The 16,961-nt window shown below is 57.6% G+C and carries 14 protein-coding genes and 2 pseudogenes; all 16 read left to right on the top strand.

What is annotated here, in order from left to right:
• Positions 1-66 precede the first annotated feature (66 nt).
• The 16 genes and pseudogenes from NLM27_RS24180 to NLM27_RS24105 all read left to right on the top strand — a co-directional run bounded on the left by NLM27_RS24180 (position 67) and on the right by NLM27_RS24105 (position 16,874).
• Positions 67-1,245 (top strand): hypothetical protein, encoded by a 1,179-nt coding sequence (locus tag NLM27_RS24180; RefSeq protein ID WP_254145718.1) that lies wholly within the window; start codon positions 67-69, stop codon positions 1,243-1,245.
• The gene (locus tag NLM27_RS24175; protein WP_254145717.1) at positions 1,245-2,018 is read left to right on the top strand and encodes an ABC transporter permease; all 774 of its coding nucleotides are present in this window, start codon (positions 1,245-1,247) and stop codon (positions 2,016-2,018) included. The genes NLM27_RS24180 and NLM27_RS24175 overlap by 1 nt, the downstream gene beginning before the upstream one ends.
• Positions 2,018-2,767, top strand: coding sequence for an ABC transporter ATP-binding protein (locus tag NLM27_RS24170; protein ID WP_254145716.1), 750 nt, complete (start codon positions 2,018-2,020; stop codon positions 2,765-2,767). Before NLM27_RS24175 ends, NLM27_RS24170 begins: the two co-directional genes overlap by 1 nt.
• A 277-nt stretch (positions 2,768-3,044) precedes the next feature.
• Complete coding sequence (locus NLM27_RS24165) at positions 3,045-3,917, top strand: glycosyltransferase family 2 protein (RefSeq protein ID WP_254145715.1); 873 nt, start codon at positions 3,045-3,047, stop codon at positions 3,915-3,917.
• A 220-nt stretch (positions 3,918-4,137) separates the two neighbouring features.
• Complete coding sequence (locus NLM27_RS24160) at positions 4,138-5,661, top strand: B12-binding domain-containing radical SAM protein (RefSeq protein ID WP_254145714.1); 1,524 nt, start codon at positions 4,138-4,140, stop codon at positions 5,659-5,661.
• Positions 5,662-5,729: 68 nt separating this feature from the next.
• A complete protein-coding gene (locus NLM27_RS24155) occupies positions 5,730-6,725 on the top strand; it encodes a galactokinase (protein ID WP_254145713.1) in 996 nt (331 codons plus the stop codon).
• Between the two features lie 143 nt (positions 6,726-6,868).
• Positions 6,869-7,693 (top strand): transketolase, encoded by an 825-nt coding sequence (locus NLM27_RS24150; RefSeq protein WP_254145712.1) that lies wholly within the window; start codon positions 6,869-6,871, stop codon positions 7,691-7,693.
• Positions 7,683-8,678 carry a transketolase family protein gene (locus NLM27_RS24145; protein WP_254145711.1) on the top strand — a complete coding sequence of 332 codons (996 nt, stop codon included), beginning with the start codon at positions 7,683-7,685 and terminating at the stop codon, positions 8,676-8,678. Before NLM27_RS24150 ends, NLM27_RS24145 begins: the two co-directional genes overlap by 11 nt.
• Positions 8,675-9,847 carry a DegT/DnrJ/EryC1/StrS aminotransferase family protein gene (locus NLM27_RS24140; RefSeq protein WP_254145710.1) on the top strand — a complete coding sequence of 391 codons (1,173 nt, stop codon included), beginning with the start codon at positions 8,675-8,677 and terminating at the stop codon, positions 9,845-9,847. The genes NLM27_RS24145 and NLM27_RS24140 overlap by 4 nt, the downstream gene beginning before the upstream one ends.
• A 136-nt stretch (positions 9,848-9,983) precedes the next feature.
• Positions 9,984-10,532: an SIS domain-containing protein gene (locus tag NLM27_RS24135; RefSeq protein ID WP_254145709.1), complete on the top strand. Its 549-nt coding sequence runs from the start codon at positions 9,984-9,986 to the stop codon at positions 10,530-10,532.
• A 90-nt stretch (positions 10,533-10,622) separates the two neighbouring features.
• Entirely contained in the window at positions 10,623-11,561 is a 939-nt protein-coding gene (locus tag NLM27_RS24130; RefSeq protein WP_254145708.1) for an NAD(P)-dependent oxidoreductase, read from the top strand.
• A gap of 131 nt (positions 11,562-11,692) precedes the next feature.
• Positions 11,693-12,387: pseudogene (locus NLM27_RS24125) on the top strand (NAD-dependent epimerase/dehydratase family protein).
• Between the two features lie 1,106 nt (positions 12,388-13,493).
• A pseudogene (locus NLM27_RS24120) lies at positions 13,494-13,985 on the top strand (adenylate/guanylate cyclase domain-containing protein); the annotation flags it as partial.
• A 933-nt stretch (positions 13,986-14,918) separates the two neighbouring features.
• A complete protein-coding gene (exbB, locus tag NLM27_RS24115; RefSeq protein WP_254145706.1) occupies positions 14,919-15,692 on the top strand; it encodes a tonB-system energizer ExbB in 774 nt (257 codons plus the stop codon).
• Positions 15,693-15,696: 4 nt separating this feature from the next.
• Positions 15,697-16,122 (top strand): TonB system transport protein ExbD, encoded by a 426-nt coding sequence (gene exbD / locus NLM27_RS24110; RefSeq protein WP_254145705.1) that lies wholly within the window; start codon positions 15,697-15,699, stop codon positions 16,120-16,122.
• Positions 16,119-16,874, top strand: a complete 756-nt coding sequence (locus tag NLM27_RS24105) for an energy transducer TonB (protein WP_254145704.1) — start codon at positions 16,119-16,121, stop codon at positions 16,872-16,874. Before exbD ends, NLM27_RS24105 begins: the two co-directional genes overlap by 4 nt.
• Positions 16,875-16,961 lie beyond the last annotated feature (87 nt).

The following is a 16,961-nucleotide window of genomic DNA, read 5'->3' as shown; positions in this document are numbered from 1 at the left end:
TCAACACACCAGCCGGTTCACCCAATCTTTCGGCGTCGCCGGTCAACCAAGGGCAGATAGTTAGGTATGACAGACACAAAACATCTGAGCCTTTATATCGGCAACCACGGCAAATCGGACGGAATTGAGGACTACATTACACTGATCACTGCGATCATGGGGAGACGTGGGATCGATGTGAAAGTCTCCTCCACTCTCGATCCCGAGGCGATCAATCTCATCATCGACGAATTCACGAACTACGTCGAGAATCGGCGCATCGCGAATTTCAAGAGAGCACACCCGCACAGCAAAACGATCTTTGTGTTGACGGAGTTCACTGTCCGCAACTGGGGCGTGACATCCTTCAACAACTTCGGCGGTCCTCTCGATGCAGCGACAATCGTTCTGTTCGACGTGTACCTGCGGTTCGTCCGCGACGACTTCGGCAAGATAGAAGCTGGACGTGTTCTGCGGCTATTGTGCTATTCGCCGCTGTTGGCCATGCAGTTATTGCCGACCATCATGAAACTAATCCTGCGGATATTCTTCAAGCGCTTCTCGCACCCTGTTAAGTTTCTGCGCAGTAACCACCGGACGATCTACTTTCACATGCGCTACCTCGGCTTGATGGCCTCCCTGCATTACGCCGATGCTGTAATCACCAGCCACGAAAAGGTCATCGAAGGCGTCGCCCGAGAAGATGGGCGTCCTCTCGAGCATTTTGGCGTATTGTATCCGGAGCTGGATCCAGAAACAGTGATCGACAAGCTGATGCTGGATAAGAAGCTCTTCATGGAAATCACCGGCTCGGTCACGCAGTATCGTCAGAAGTGGATTGAACGCATTAATACGCAGCTGACTACGCTGGGGCTGCAGAATGTCTTTTATTATTGCAGGGCGCTTCCGTTCTCCTTCCTTGCCTCCGACGAGCCGGCTCACCGCGGGGCGTATTCGCTACACCCGCCACAAACTCGCAGCTGGCCATATTCCAGCCCCACGAGACTGTTTCGTGCCTTGTCGGTCGATCACAATTTGCCGATTCTGACCCATCATTTTCACCAGAATCCGATTGAAGATGTGTGCTTCGAGCTCAAAGGCACGGCTTCGTTCGTCGAGTTGTACGAGATGTTCAACGATCGCAGTCGGCTCAGAAACTTCATCGAGCCCAAGCTAAAGCGATACAACGAGATCGTTACTGCGCGTAACGATACGCTCGCCCAGCATGTGCGCAAACTCTTGATTCCCGCGGAACCGGCAACCTGATGCAAGACCAGCGTTATCTCCAGTGGGCTGAGCTGCTGTACCTGCTGACCCTCAAGGAACTTAAGGTACGCTACAAACGTAGCGTGCTCGGCTATCTCTGGGCGATCGCCAATCCGTTCGTTTTTGCCTTGGTCTATTGGCTCGCATTCAAATTCATCATGCGCGTAGAGATGGAGAACTACATCGTCTTCATTCTAACCGGCATGTTTCCTTGGGGATGGCTTAGCCAATCGACAATACAGGGTACCGGCAGCTTCGCGAACAACCTGTCGCTAGTTCGGCGCGTGAAGCTCCCGAAACTGATTCTGCCTCTCAGCAATGTGATGCAGGAAATGTTTCACTTCATGTTCGCTATTCCGGTCGTGTTCTTCTTCATGGCGATTAATGGCGAACGCATTTACCCTGTAACACTACTCTGGCAGATGCCCTTGATGCTGATCTTGCAACTGCTCTTCGTGTTTCCGCTGGCCGTAATTGGAGCAGTACTCAACGTCTATGTCCGGGACATTCAGTATTTGATCGGCATCGCGTTCTCAGCTCTCTTCTTTGCGACGCCGATGGTCTATCCGTTGAGCATGGTGCCGGTCGAATATCAGTTCTATTTCAAGCTGAATCCGATGTACTGGCTCATTGACAGCTGGCGGATCGTCTTTGCCGGCGGCATCCTTCCTTTGGACCATGTGGCGTGCGTGTCCGGCTCCATCGTCGCGTTTTCCTTGATTGCTTGCTGGGTCTATCAACGCCTTGCGATGCGGATTCCAGAGTTGGTCTGATGCCAGTTGTCACGGTAAATGAGGTTTGGAAAACCTATCACAATCAGCCGATGCTCGGCATCAAAGAGCGGTTGGTCGGCAAGCGAGTGGCGGCCCAAGAGGGGCGCTTCGCGCGAAGCTGGGCGCTGCAAGACATCACCTTCAAGGTAGACGCAGGACGATCTCTTGGGATCATTGGGCATAACGGCACCGGCAAAAGCACTCTGCTGAGCTTGGTTCTCGGAACGATCAAGGAGGATCGAGGCGCCATCGCGCGCAGTGGACGCATTGGTGCGATGCTGGAGCTGGGATCGGGCTGCCATCCCGATCTCACCGGGCGAGAAAACATTTTCTTGAACGGCTCGATTCTCGGCCTTCGGATCAATGAGATCAAACGCAAATTCGATTCGATCGTCGCGTTTTCGGAGCTTGGGCCCGCGATCGACCTGCCAATGCGGGCCTACTCTGCCGGCATGTCGGCCCGATTGGCTTTCGCAGTTTTGGCGCACGCAGACCGGGACGTCCTGTTGATCGACGAGATTCTCGCCGTCGGCGATGCAGCTTTCCAGGCCAAATGTGCAGACTACTTGGCCAATTATACGGCCTGCGGAGGTACATTGATCGTCGCTTCGCACGATCTAGAGAGTCTGCAAAAACTTTGCGTGGAGGGCATCTGGTTACATGAAGGCAAGCTGGTCGAACAGGGACCGATCGCGACCGTGGCCCGATCGTATCAATTAGCCATTGTTGAATCCCTTCACAAAGCTTGAGGAGCGCCTTGAATAGACTGGATACACTCCGTAAGCGGGCGCATCGACGTTCATGACGAACCTGCGCTGGATCGAGACCCAGCGCGACCGACTCGGACTGCACAGGCATGAGCCAGTTCGAGGGAGACTTCGGCAGCGGGGCTCAGTTCCCGCACGATGGCATGCGCATCGGACACAGACGGAACTCCGGCGCAAACAGCTTGCATTGTGGTCACACTCCCCCCACAAAGCTACATTCTGGGCGCCATCCCCATGCGGCGCCAGGACTGGGACGTAGATGAAAAAGCGAATCTCTCTGCTGCTGCCGACTCGCGGACGGCCTACGCTCGTCGAGCGTTTCCTTCGCAGCGTGGTGGCAGAGAGCACGCATCCCGAACTCATCGAGATCATCCTGTGCGTCGACGACGATGACACCGGCAGCCACGGGATTACGTTCAGCCAACTTTCCCTGAGGACCGTCATCGTTCCTCGTCAGACGATGGGCGCTTACAATTCGATTTGTTTCCAGCATGCTACCGGCGATATCACCATTGCCGTCAACGATGACATCGTCGTCCGAACCAAGGGATGGGACGACAAGGTACGTGAACTCGATGCTCGCTATCCGGATGGGATCTACCTGGCTTATGGGAACGATCTGTTGAAAGGGGCCCGTCTGTGCACCTTTCCGATCCTATCGCGCCGGGCTTGGCTCCCGCCTGCTGTACCCTATCCCGTCGAGTACAAGGGCGCCTTCATCGATGTGCACTTGATGGACATCTTCAAGCGCTTGCAGAAACGTGGCCATCAACGGATCATGTACGAGGAGGACCTCGTTTTCGAGCACCTCCATTATCGCAACCATCCCGAAGCGCTCGACGCGACCTATACCGATCGCTCCCGATTTGGAGACGACCTCACCTTCATAGCTCTTCGAGAAGCGCGCCGGCTCGAGGCCGACCGATTGGACGCCTTGATCGCGAATACGGCCCTCGCGTCCGCCCCGTCTCCGCGACGAGCGGGATGCCCATCTCCGGGACTCTTTTCGATCATTTCGCTCTGCCTACGCAGTTTCCTGTTTGATTCGGATTTACCGATCAAATGGAGAGCGTATCTTTTTGCCTGGCTAGTGACAAGGTACTATTTCAGCAGAATCTTCAACGTAGCCTGAACCGAGGCCAATTTAGCCCAAGTTAGCCCACACGTTCGCTGAGGGCACCGGCCAGGGCGAAATGTTCATCGCCCACCAGTCGGAACAATGGGTTTCATGAATGGACCTGAAGCGGCATTCTGACCGATTCGCGTCGGGTTGATCGGCTTATCTTTCACCCCAAATGGTTGTTTCCAAAATGGATTCCATATATACGGCGCCCAGAAGTTGGGGACAGCGGATGGACGCACTTTTCGTAACGCCGGACTCGTCAGCAAAGGCCTATCAAGAGCTCGCAAAGACATTTTCGGCTATCGAACCGCCGACTTGGTCGCTCTTGCTTGCGGAGTCCTGCCGAGCGAAGGGATTTGAGGTCGGAATTCTCGACAGCGACGCGGAACGTCTGTCATTGCAAAGCACGGTGACGCGCATTCAGGACGCGAAGCCGCGCCTGATCGTGATGGTGTTGTACGGGCAGAACCCGAACTCCGGCACAACGAGCATGATCGGCGCCGTCGATCTATCGAACGCGCTCAAGGCGGCCGGCGTCGGAACTCCCATCTGCTTTGTCGGCTCGCACACCAGCGCACTTCCAAAGGAGGTTCTCGCTTACACTTGCGTTGATATCGTCCTGCTCAACGAGGGCGTCTATGCACTGCATAATCTCCTTCGATCCAATCTGAGGAGCGATCTTCGGACCATCAAAGGAATAGGATACAAGGTTTCAAATGGGGCCGCGCAAGAGCTCATCTTGAATCCGCCCGAACAAATCGTCCCGCAAGACCGCATGGATGTCGATCTTCCCGGCTACGCCTGGGACCTGCTTCCTTATCACGAAAGACCGCTCGACCTCTATCGCGCGCACTTCTGGCATGCCGGGTTCAGCCACGACAAACGAACTCCATTCGCTGCAATCTACACATCGCTTGGATGTCAGTTCGCCTGCAATTTCTGCATGATCAACATTGTGAACCGCGTCAACAATGACGACGGGACGGATGCTTCGCATTCGCGCGGAATGCGCTTCTGGAGCCCGCAATGGGTCGCCCGCGAAATGCGTAAGCTCGCCGATATGGGCGTCAAGACCTTGCGCATCAGCGACGAGATGTTCTTCCTGAACCGAAAATACTACACGCCTATCCTCGATGACTGCATACAGTCGGGCTATGGATTCAACATGTGGACCTACTCCCGCATCGATACCGTTCGGGCGAACGTCCTGGACAAATTCAAGCAGGCAGGGGTCAACTGGCTCGCGCTGGGCATCGAAGCAGGGAACCAAATGGTCCGTCAGGAGGTCTCGAAAGGAACATTCCGGGAAGTCAATATTCGGGACGTGTGCAAGACGATCCACGATTCAGACATCAACATCATCAGCAACTACATATTCGGATTTCCGGAGGACACCAACGAGACGATGCAAGAGACCCTGGGTCTCGCCCTCGAGCTGAACACCGAGATGGCGAATATGTATCCTTGCCAAGCCTTGCCCGGCAGCCCGCTCTATTACACCGCTCGCTCGAGCGGATGGGAGCTGCCACAGAAGTTCGAAGAATTTGCGTTTCTTTCGTACGAGAGCGTGCCGATGCGAACGAAGTATCTTTCGGCCGCGGAGGTCCTGAAGTTTCGCGACGAGGCGTGGCAGACCTATTTCAGAGATCCGTCGTACCTCGCGCTCGTCGAAAGAAAGTTCGGCACGATCGAACGTCGCAACATCGAACAGATGTCGGAAATCCGGCTCAAGCGGAAATTGTTGGGTGATTGAGCAGTGGCAATCCATGCTGTTCCCTTGAGTCAGGTCCGCCTTCGCAGACTAGCCGCGCGAGTTCCACAGTGATCATCACCAGGACCCCGTACCGTGTTTCCTTCTTTGGCGGGGGTACAGACTACCCCGCCTGGATCCAGGAACATGGCGGTGCCGTACTCGCGACTGCAATCGACAAATACTGCTACATTACGTGCCGACGGCTCCCGCCATTTTTCGAGCACAAGCATCGAATCGTTTACTCGATCATCGAGAACGTCTCGAACATCGACCAGATTAAGCATCCGGCGGTACGCGCGACGCTACAGCACGAAGGCGTGACCGAAGGGCTCGAAATCCATCATGACGGCGACCTTCCCGCCCGATCAGGACTTGGATCGAGCTCCTCCTTCACCGTGGGCTTGCTTCATGCCGTGCAAGCGCTGCGCGGCAACATGTCGAATAAAGACGCCTTGGCGAAGACTGCGATCCATATCGAGCAGAAAATGCTTCACGAGAACGTAGGATGCCAGGATCAGGTCATCGCCGCCTACGGCGGCATGAACTATGTCAGGTTCCGGGCAGACGGTACATTCGACGTGTCGCCGGTCATCGCTTCGCCCGAACGCAAGGCCCAGCTCAAGTCCTATCTGATGCTCTGCTTCACGGGGTTTTCACGCTTTTCCTCCGAGGTAGCAAAGTCCCAGCTCGACAACATGGCAGCCAGTGCGGCGCGGCTCAAGCGTATGCGCCTGATGGTGGACGAAGGCGTTGAGATCTTCGTAAATCGCTCGCTCCCGATCGAAGCATTCGGGGAACTCCTGCATGAAGCCTGGCTCGCCAAGCGAACCTTGTCGGACAAGGTGACAACCGACGAGATCGACGCGATCTATGAAGCCGCGCGTGACGCCGGAGCGATCGGTGGAAAGCTGCTCGGCGCGGGCGGTGGCGGCTTCATGCTTCTTTTCGCCAAACCCGAGCGGCACGCGGCAATCCGCGAAAGACTGAAGAGTTTGATTCACGTGCCCTTCGATTTCGAAGACTCCGGCAGCCGCGTAGTCCTTTATCAACCGAACGGCTTATGATCATCATGACGGAAACGGCTTTCTCCATCGAACTTCGCGGACCTGCATGCGTGCGGCTTCACCGTCCCCGTCTCGAAAGGCATGCTCCGACCCGGTCAGTCCGCAGTGTGCCCCCACCAGTGTACTCCAAGTGAGGCCGTGTCTTGATCAGCAATAGCGTCAACCTGCGTGACAAGGCGAACTGGGTCTGGAGGGAGACCTTGTCAGTGCACCGTCGCGCGCCCGAGACACGCATCGCATCCTCACTGTCTTCCATCGAAATTTTCGTCGCCCTGTATTATGGGGGCGTTCTGATTATCGAGCCCACCAATCCCCGATGGGATGGTCGCGATCGTTGCGTGATCAGCAAGGGACATGGTTCGATCTGCATGTACCCGATCCTGGCAGATCTCGGCTTTTTCCCGGCCGCCGAGCTTGATCGCGTATGCAAGGCCGGCGGCATTCTGGGCGGGATTCCCGATCCCATCATTCCCGGTTACGAAACCGTTAATGGGTCTCTGGGCCATGGTCTCGGTGTCGGAGCGGGAATGGCTCTGGGGCTAAAGCGCGGCGGCTCGAACCAGAGCGTCTTCGTGGTCTGCGGAGACGGCGAGCTGCATGAAGGCGCCAATTGGGAAGCTATCATGTTTGCATCCCAGCATGAGCTCGACAATCTTCACCTCATCGTCGACAACAACAGCATTGCGATGCTCGGCTTCACCGATGACATCGTTTCCCACGCCGGGCTCGTGAAGCGACTCGAGGCATTTGGATGGCAATGCGTCGAGGTCGATGGTCACGATGTGCTGGCCGTGCAAGAGCAGCTGTTGAGCCTGAAAGCGATCAACAGCGGGCGACCGAAGGCACTCGTCGCACGAACGCTGAAAGGACGCGGCGTTCCCGGCCTGGAAAATGAGGCTCTTTCTCACATTATGGCGCCGAAAGCTGAACTTCTCGACGAACTCCTGAAGGCCTCCGATGAGCGTTAAACCGCGAGCGATGCGCGATGCGCTGTTGGATCAGATACATCGGGCCATGGCCCACGATCCGAAGATTTTCTTCGTCTCTGCCGACTTTGGGTCCCCGGTGCTGGATCGCATTCGCGCCGACCATCCCGCGAGGTTTGTGAATGTCGGCGTAGCCGAACAAAATCTGATCAACGTTTCCTCGGGACTTGCGCTCGAAGGCTACAAGGTTTTCGCCTACGCGATCGCCCCTTTCATCACGATGCGCTGCTTCGAGCAGATCAGGGTGAGCCTGGCTCTCCTGTCCGAGGTTCGCCCGATGAATGTCAATCTGATCGGCGTCGGTGCAGGTTACAGCTATGTCGTGTCCGGTCCAACGCACCAGTGTTACGAGGATATTACGCTGATGCGCGGGCTGCCGAACTTCCAGGTGCTCTCACCATCCGATCACATCACCGCGGAACAGCTTTTCGGAATATGTGCCAAGATTGGCCCCAAATATCTTCGTCTCGATGCGCAGGTACTGCCCGTCCTGTATGCGGACGGTCCGCCGGATGTCACGAAGGGATTTCATGTTCACCGACGCGGCCAGAAGATCTGTCTCGTAGCCACGGGCTACATGGTACACACTGCATTGATCGTCGCCGACCGGCTACGCGAAGTAGGAGTCGAAGTCGGCCTCGTTGACTTATTCGACCTTGCGCGCTTTTCCACGGAAGCTCTGTACGACGAGCTATCGCCGTATCAAACCATCGTCAGCATGGAGGAGGGATTCGCAGGCCGCGGCGGCCTCGACGCTCTGCTCTACAATTTCCTCGGACATAGCGCGCTCGACGCCAAGCTGCTCAACATCGGAGTTGAGGGCGGCTACCGCTTCGAGCTCGGATCGCGTGCCGAATTGCATGAGCAAGTTGGCATAGGCCCCGACGTGGTGACGAAGCGCGTGCTTCAAATTTTGGCTTCATCCTCGAAGACTCTCCCTCCCCTGAACGGTGGTCGCCCCCAATGAAATTCCCCCTGATGCGCAACAATATCGCGCGCGAAGATCTGGACGCTCTCATCGAGCATTTGAAGCAGGACGACCCAGTCCTCACGAACGGTCCGAACGTCCGCGCGTTCGAGCAGGAATGGAATGAGTGGCTTGGCACCAAGTACAGCGTATTCGTCAACTCTGGCGCCTCTGCCAATCTCCTGACGATGGCCATTCTGAAGATTCGCCATCCGGAGGGTGGTGAGGTGATCGTGCCGCCGCTCACGTGGATTTCGGACGTCGCGTCCGTGATCCAGAACGGCTTCACGCCGGTGTTCATCGACATTGATCCCGCGACCCTGGCGATGGATGCAACGAAGATCATCGATGCCATCACCGAACGAACACGAGCCGTATTTCTAACCCACGTGCAGGGCTTCGACGGGCTGACCGACGAACTGATCCGGCATCTCGATAAGGTCGGAGTTCCGCTGATCGAAGACGTTTGCGAATCTCATGGGGCTACGCATCGCGGCAAGAAGCTCGGCAGCTTCGGCTGGATATCGAACTTCTCCTATTACTATGCCCACCACATGACGACCATCGAAGGCGGCATGATTTGCACCAACGATCATGCTGCCTATCAAGCGGCACGAATGTTGCGGTCCCACGGCATGGTCCGAGAAGCCAACGATCCGGCCATCAAGGAATCGTACGTTGCAGCTCACCCGGATCTGAATCCAGATTTCATCTTTGCTCACGCCGCCTATAACGTGCGCAATACCGAGATCGGGGGCATACTCGGCCGACGGCAGCTTCCTCGGCTCGACGCGAACGTCGCACGTCGGACAGATAATTTCCTTCGTTTCCTATCGCGCATCAACCCCGAGAAATTCCGTACGAATTTCAAGACAGAGGGCTCGAGCAACTACGCTTTCAATTTGGTGCTGCGTCAGCCTGATATGGATCTTGCCGAACGTCTGATGTCCGCCATGCGCGCCGCCGGCATCGAGTTTCGCAGAGGCAGCGCGGGCGGAGGCAACCAGCTTCGTCAGCCGTATCTGAAATCATTCGTCCCGGCGGAGCACTACAGGAAATTCCCCCAAACCGACCACATCCACTTCTTCGGCTTCTACATCGGCAATTTTCCCGACCTTAAAATTGATGAGGTCGATGAGATTTGCGCCATCCTCAACGCGGTGAATTGAGATTAACAGCCATGCAAGCAATCCTGGCGGTCGGCAAGAGTACGCGCCTCCACGCCGCGGTTTCTGACTTGGCCCTCGATCAGTGTCGCGCGGCCGGCGTATCGGAATCCGGTTCTTAACCCATCGGAGTGCCGATATGACCGCCACGAGAGCAGCCCCGCTGACAAGATTGACCGCCTCGATCGAGGCGAAGCGAAAGCTCCTGTCTGATCTGGATCGGATTGCCGTATTCGAAGCAATTGCCGATGTCGTCATCGCTACGTACAAGTCCGGCGGGCGTCTCGACATCGCCGGAAATAGCGGATCTGCGGCGGATGCCCAGCACCTGGCAGCCGAGTTTGTCAGCAAACTCGCCCGAGATCGCGCGCCCTTGACGGCCGAGGCACTGACCGTCGATACATCGATCCTGACCGCGATTGGAAACGACTATGGGTTCGATGCGGTCTTCTCCCGCCAGATCGAGGGAAAGACGACGGCCATGGACATCTTTCTCGGAATAACCACATCCGGCAATTCGAGAAACATTCTCGAAGCGCTACGCACTTGCCGCAAGCTGAATATTCGTACGATCATCTTCTCGGGCGGCAATGGCGGCCTCGCTGCCGAGGAAGCGGACTATTGCTTGCTCTCACCCAGCGAGCACCATTCAAGAAATACACATCATCTTTGCGCACGCACTCTGTGAATGCGTAGAGAGTGCCATGTTTCCGCTCCGATCGACGTGACGCGCGCTGCAGAATCGAATTAAAGCCATTCGTAACGAGGGAATCCCCCAATGAGCTACAACATTCTCGTGACTGGCGGTGCCGGTTATATCGGATCAACTCTGGTTCCCCGACTGTTGGACGCTGGCCACAAGGTAACCGTGCTGGACAACTTCATGTTCAAGCAGTCCAGTCTGAACCAGTGTTGCCATTACGACGGCTTCAGCGTGGTTGGGGGTGACATCCGCAGCGAACAGACCATGCAGCCGCTCCTGAAGAAGGCCGATGTCATTTTTCCTCTCGCGGCACTGGTCGGAGCTCCGCTGTGCAGCCGGGATCCCATTGGAGCCAAGACTACCAATCACGACGCTATAACGATGATGTTGAAGCATGTGTCCCGCGATCAGCGGATCATCATGCCGACAACGAATAGCGCCTATGGCTCCGGCGACGAGAACAACTATTGCACGGAAGAATCTACGCTCCGCCCAATCTCGCAGTATGCAATCGACAAGGTGGCCGTTGAACGCGAGCTGATGGAGCATCCGAACGTAATCAGCTTCCGACTCGCCACCGTGTTCGGAATGTCGCCCCGCATGCGTCTTGACCTGCTAGTTAACGACTTCGTGTACCGGGCGGCAAACGACCGTTTCGTCGTTCTCTTCGAGGGACATTTCAAGCGCAACTATATTCATGTCCGCGACGTCGCTCGGGTCTTCGAGCACGGGCTTGCGAATTTCGAGAGCATGAAGGGCCAAATCTTCAATGTTGGCCTTTCAGACGCAAACGTGTCCAAAAAAGAGCTCTGCGAACACATCCAAAAATTCGTTCCTGAGTTTTGTTTTGTGGATGCCAAGGTAGGTCGCGATCCCGACCAGCGCAATTACATCGTCTCAAACGCCAAGGTTGAGAAGACCGGATATCTACCCAGTATTTCGCTGGACGTTGGCATCCAGGAGCTCCTGAAGGGATTCGTCATGATCAAAAATTCCATCTATGCAAATGTTTGATCATTGGCCGGTGAGTTAGCTAGCTGGAGATTCTTGGTGGCCCGCCGCGAGAAGCGGGCCTAGCGGACCGCGTTGGATCGCTGATCTGTTGTATCCACGATAATCTGATAGAAATCGATGAGGGAACGCCAATGGGGGACGTACCGTTCGAGTTGAGGGGAAAGAGTGTTTTTGTCGCTGGCCATCGAGGAATGGTCGGCAGCGCGCTTGTCCGCCGACTGATGCAAGACGTCCGATTATTGACGATCGAGCGAAAGAAACTCGATTTACGCGACTAAGCGGCACTGACCGACGCGCTTGAACCGACCAACGAGCCCTATGCAATAGCTAAGATCGCCGGTCTCAAGATGGTGGAGGCTTATCGAAGCCAGTACGGCTCTGATTTGATCAGCGTAATGCCGACCAATCTCTATGGCCCCGGTGACAACTACCATCCTGAGTACAGCCACGTGATGGCCGGCTTAATACGGCGCTTTCACGAGGCCAAACTCCGACGCAACCCGCGTGGTGGTTTGGGGGACGGGTGCGCCGAAGCGGGAGTTTCTATACATTGACAACATGGCGGATGCTTGCATGCGCCTGATCAAAACGTACTCGAGCTCCGAGCTCGTAAACATTGGCACCGGCGAGGAAGTCACCATCGCTGAGCTCGCCCGCCTGATCGCGGACACCATCGGCTATCCCGGCGAGATCGCGACCCGACGGAGCGCCGCGTAAGCTGCTCGATGCAAATCGGATTGCCAAGTTAGGTTGGCGTGCAAGGACCTCGCTAGAGGAAGGCATCAAGCTAGCGTACGCGGCATATTTATCGAATGAAGCGGGCTAGCAAACCGACGACTGCTTTCGATCATAAAGATGCTCGGCGGAGAGTTACCCCTTATCGACCTTCTTCGCTCCTCATGCGGGGTCCCCCCTCAGCCCTTTCGATACAAATGCGAGGTTGGGGAATTGTCGAGGCGCAGATCACGGCTGGCTCCGCGTAACCTTCAGCCATAATCGTTACTATGACGCACGCGGCACTGGGCGTTAGCGGTGGTTCCAAACTGATCAAGAGCAATCGAAGCGGGCCAGCCGCCTCCGCGGTGTGGCCCTTGGGCCATGTCCCGCCAATGAACTTCTCTCCTCAAGTTCTCAGTTTGACCTGTGCAGGGGTTCACTCACCGGTCAAATGGGCGCACTCCCTATTTGGGACCTGACGGCTTTTCGGCGCTTAGACGGCATCAATACGTAATCTAAGATCGCTTCATTATTCTCAGCGAAGCTGCAAACGACAATCTGGCACCTGACTGCCCACTCCGATTGGCGGATGCCGCCCGCTTGTGTTTTCCTGAAGGTGGAATGACCAAGAATGGTTTGCTTCGGGAAGCCAGAAGAGGGCGTCTTCGAGTAGAGAAAATCGCCAATAAGCTGTTCACGTCCCCTAGTGCTCTCGCAGAGATGAGAGAATTATGCCGAGTAAAAGTCGAGGCCCCGGCTATGGTGGAGAAATGATCGCCGAAAGGGTCGGAGAATCATTGCCAAAGGCACCTGGATCGTCATCGATGGCGGCAAGCATATCGCCACAGGCTGCGTTGTTGGCGAAGATACAAAAGCGCAAGAGTTCTTAGCGGCATATACCGCCGAGAAATACAGCCCTGCACGCCGTGTAAGAGATATCGAGTCCGTCGATGTCGCTGATGCACTCTCAATCAATGATGACGATTGTCGCGCGCGCCAGGCGAACAAAGCCAAATTTGATGAGCGGATGGTGCGGCTTGTCAAATGGTGGGGCGGGAAAATGCTTTCCGAGGTCAACGGATCAAACTGCCGCGCGTATGCGAGATCGCGTGGTAGCGATGGCGGTGCGAGGCGCGACTTTGAAGACCTAAGGGCGGCGATCAATCGCCACGCGAAGGAAGGTTTTCATCGCTTGCGCCATGGAGAACGCGGTTCGGACTTCACGTCGGCGAAGCTGTGGTCGGAAACGTCGGGTCGTCCGATCGGATCGATTATACCGCCATCGGCGATACCGTGAACCAGGCCTCCCGGATCGAAGGGCTGAACAAATACTATGGCACGGAAATTCTTGCGAGCGGGCAAGTCGCCGAGGCCTGTTCGGACGCGTTCCTGTTTCGTCGCGTCGACAGGATCCAGCCAAAGGGTACCGGAAAATCTTTCGACCTCTTCGAGCTCCTCGGTGCCCTCGATGGAGAGGAGGAGTTTCGCGTCACTCCCGCGATGACGCAGCTCGTTCGCGATTGGAACGGCGCCTACGAAGCATACGCCAGCCGCAACTGGATGCGCGCCTTCGACGCCTTCGAAGCCTTCGCCCGTGAGCGTCCGGACGATGTCCTGGTCGGAATCTACCTCGACCGCGTTGTCGGCTTTCTGCTGGAACCGCCTCCGGCTGAATGGGACGGGATCATCCACTTTAGCAAAAAGTGATCTCGGTCGACCTAGCGAGCATCTTGGCTAGGCCGGAGGGCGCCTCTGGCAGGGTCAAAGCCCCTCAGGCGGCCGGCTGCGCGAAACAGGTCGGGGCCGGCCCTCTATCACGCCGCGGAAAACGGCACGCCCGTTGCGCTCCCGATTGGCAAGGAGCACCCGAAATATCGCGGCTGGCGCCCGGCAGCGGCGACGCGGCGGTGAGGCCGGGTGCTAACCACCCCATCCCGCGAACGGATTATGACCTGGTTCTGGTTGGTCATCATAGTGCGGGGTCGGTTGATGGCGCTTCGGTGGTGCCGGTGAATAGGCCCAGGCCGCAGCGGTCCCAGGCGTCAAAACACGAGAATGAGCAGTTGCATGATGCCGATGGACCTTGGCTGCCGGCGCGGCGCTTACGGGTGCACACAGGATAATCAAAAGGCTCAAAACCAGACCCGATCGCATGGTAGTTTCTCCGATGGACCTACGATGGGGAGTTAAGTGAGCCTCGGTCCACGCCTCCGCAATCGGCCACGCCTGCAAGACTGGTAACGTCCGCGGCATCGCGCGCCGGTTGGCGGTCGAATTCGTGCGAATCTGTAAACCCCGCATACTGGCAGTGGCGTCACGGTTTCGGGTCTTTCGTCGCCGGGGCTGCCGAGAACATTCAGTTCATGGTGAAGGACTCGAAGAGGTACGCCGCGACCGCCGCTGGCGGTTCGCCGATTTCAGGGACGGCAAGCTCGCCAACCATGCGGTCGCCAGGGCGTGTTCCTCGGTCGCATTCTAGCATTTGCAGCAAGACGTAGGTGATGCTACAGATTGGAGTTAAGGCACTTACATGAACTGCTGAAAGGCTGAATTCGAATGCAGATTCGTACACCTCCGCGCCGTCGCTTCGGGTCGACCGATCGGGCGGTATATGTCGTCCTCTGCGTCCCGGCAGCCGTCATGTTCTGCCTCATCGGAGTGATGGGGCCTGCGCTCGCGCAACAGGGTTCCGAAAGCACGGTGGTAGCTGCCGCGACACTCCCTCGCGATCTCAGCCCCTGGGGCATGTTCATCCAGGCCGACATCATCGTGAAGGCCGTCATGGTCGGGCTTGCCTTCGCCACGTTGGTCACCTGCACGGTCTGCCTGTCCAAGACGGTTGAACTGTTCACTGCGCGCCGCAATGTACGGCGGGCCCTCCGCGAACTGGCGGCAGCGCGGAGCTTGGACGAGGCGGTGCAGGCCGTCCGCGAGGGAGCCGTGGCACGGTTGCTCGAGGGGACTGTCGCCGAACTTGATCTGAGCACCGATCGGATGGACAGGGAAGGCATCAAGACGAGGATCGCTTCCCGCCTGCAGCAGATCGAGGCGGCTGCAAGCCGGCGCATCGCGTTCGGCACGGGCGTGCTGGCGACCATCGGAGCAACCGGTCCCTTTGTGGGCCTGTTCGGTACGGTCTGGGGCATCATGAACAGCTTCATCGGCATCTCGAAATCCCAGACCACCAACCTCGCGGTCGTTGCGCCCGGCATCGCAGAGGCGCTGCTGGCGACCGCGCTCGGGCTTGTCGCCGCCATTCCGGCGGTGGTCATCTACAACCTGTTTGCGCGCCAGATCGGTGCGTATCGCGCGCTACTCGGCGAGAGCTCGTCGGAAATCGCGCGCCTTGCGGGCCGGGATCTCGATGGCGGTACGATCGCGCCCAAGCGACTACGGCTCGCAGCGGCAGAGTAAGTTGATGGCGATCAATCTCAACCAGGCCGGCGGCGATCTCGCCGAGGTCAATGACATCAACGTGACGCCGTTCATCGATGTCATCCTCGTGCTTCTCATCATCTTCATGGTTGCCGCCCCGCTTGCGACCGTCGATATCGCCGTCGACCTGCCGGCGTCGAATGCTCAGCCGCATCCACGTCCGGACAAGCCGGTCTATCTCACGGTCAGGCCGGACCTCACCTTGTCGGTCGGAGACGAGACCGTGAGCCGTGCCGCGCTGGCCGGTGCGCTCGATGTCGCCACCAACGGCCAGAAGGACGCTCGGATCTTTCTTCGCGGCGACAAGATGGTTCCCTACGGCGAGATCATGCGTGTCATGAACGGCCTGCGGGCGGCCGGCTATCTGAAGGTGGCGCTGGTCGGACTGGAGCAGACGTCCGAACCATGAAGCGTCTCGCCGCCGAAGATGCGTCGGATCTGAAGCGCTGGACGTACAGCAGCCTCGCCGTCCTGACCATGTACAGTGCACTTGCTGCTTCGCTCGCGACGTGGCAGCGGCCCGACGATCTCGAGCCGGCCGAGCCGACGGGCGCCGTGGTGGTCGACCTTGCGCCGTTGCCCGCCGCGCCATCGACCACGCCGACCGACATTCCGCCCGGGCCGGAGCAGGTGATGTCCGAGGCGCGCCCCGAGGCGAAGCCTGAGGTCGCACAACCCAACGATACACCGGAGCTTCCGCAGGCCGCCAACCCGGACGCCGTCGTCGATGTGCAAAAGAACGTGCAGCCCGACGCCATGGCGGAGCAACAAGCCGCGTCGGCGACGTCAGCGCCACCGGCGGCGGTGTCGGAACGCATCGCTCCCGTGGCGGCCGCACCGACACAGGGACAGCCCGATCAGAAGAATTCGCAGGCCGTTGCGACCTGGCGTTCGCAGATACTGGCCCTGGTCGAACGCAACAAGCGCTATCCGGAAGCCGCGCGATCACGGCGCGAGCAAGGGATCACCCAGGTTCGATTCACGCTGGACCGCAACGGCATCGTCGGCGATGCGCGCGTCACCCAGAGTTCAGGCTCCGATGCGCTCGACGGCGAAGCCATCGCGCTGCTGAAGCGCGCGCAGCCGTTTCCTGCGCCGCCCGACACTTTTGCGGGCGACGTCGTGGCGGTCAGGCTGCCGATCCGGTTTACCGTCAAGTAAGGACGGCGTTTCGCGCATCCTTGGACCGGGGTGAATTTTGAACGGCAGCAGAGATGGGGCGCAGGTCCAATCGAACCTGATCCCGCT

This window comes from Bradyrhizobium sp. CCGB12 (genome assembly GCF_024199845.1).
GTDB lineage: Bacteria > Pseudomonadota > Alphaproteobacteria > Rhizobiales > Xanthobacteraceae > Bradyrhizobium.
This window is presented reverse-complemented; position numbering and strand designations above follow the sequence as displayed.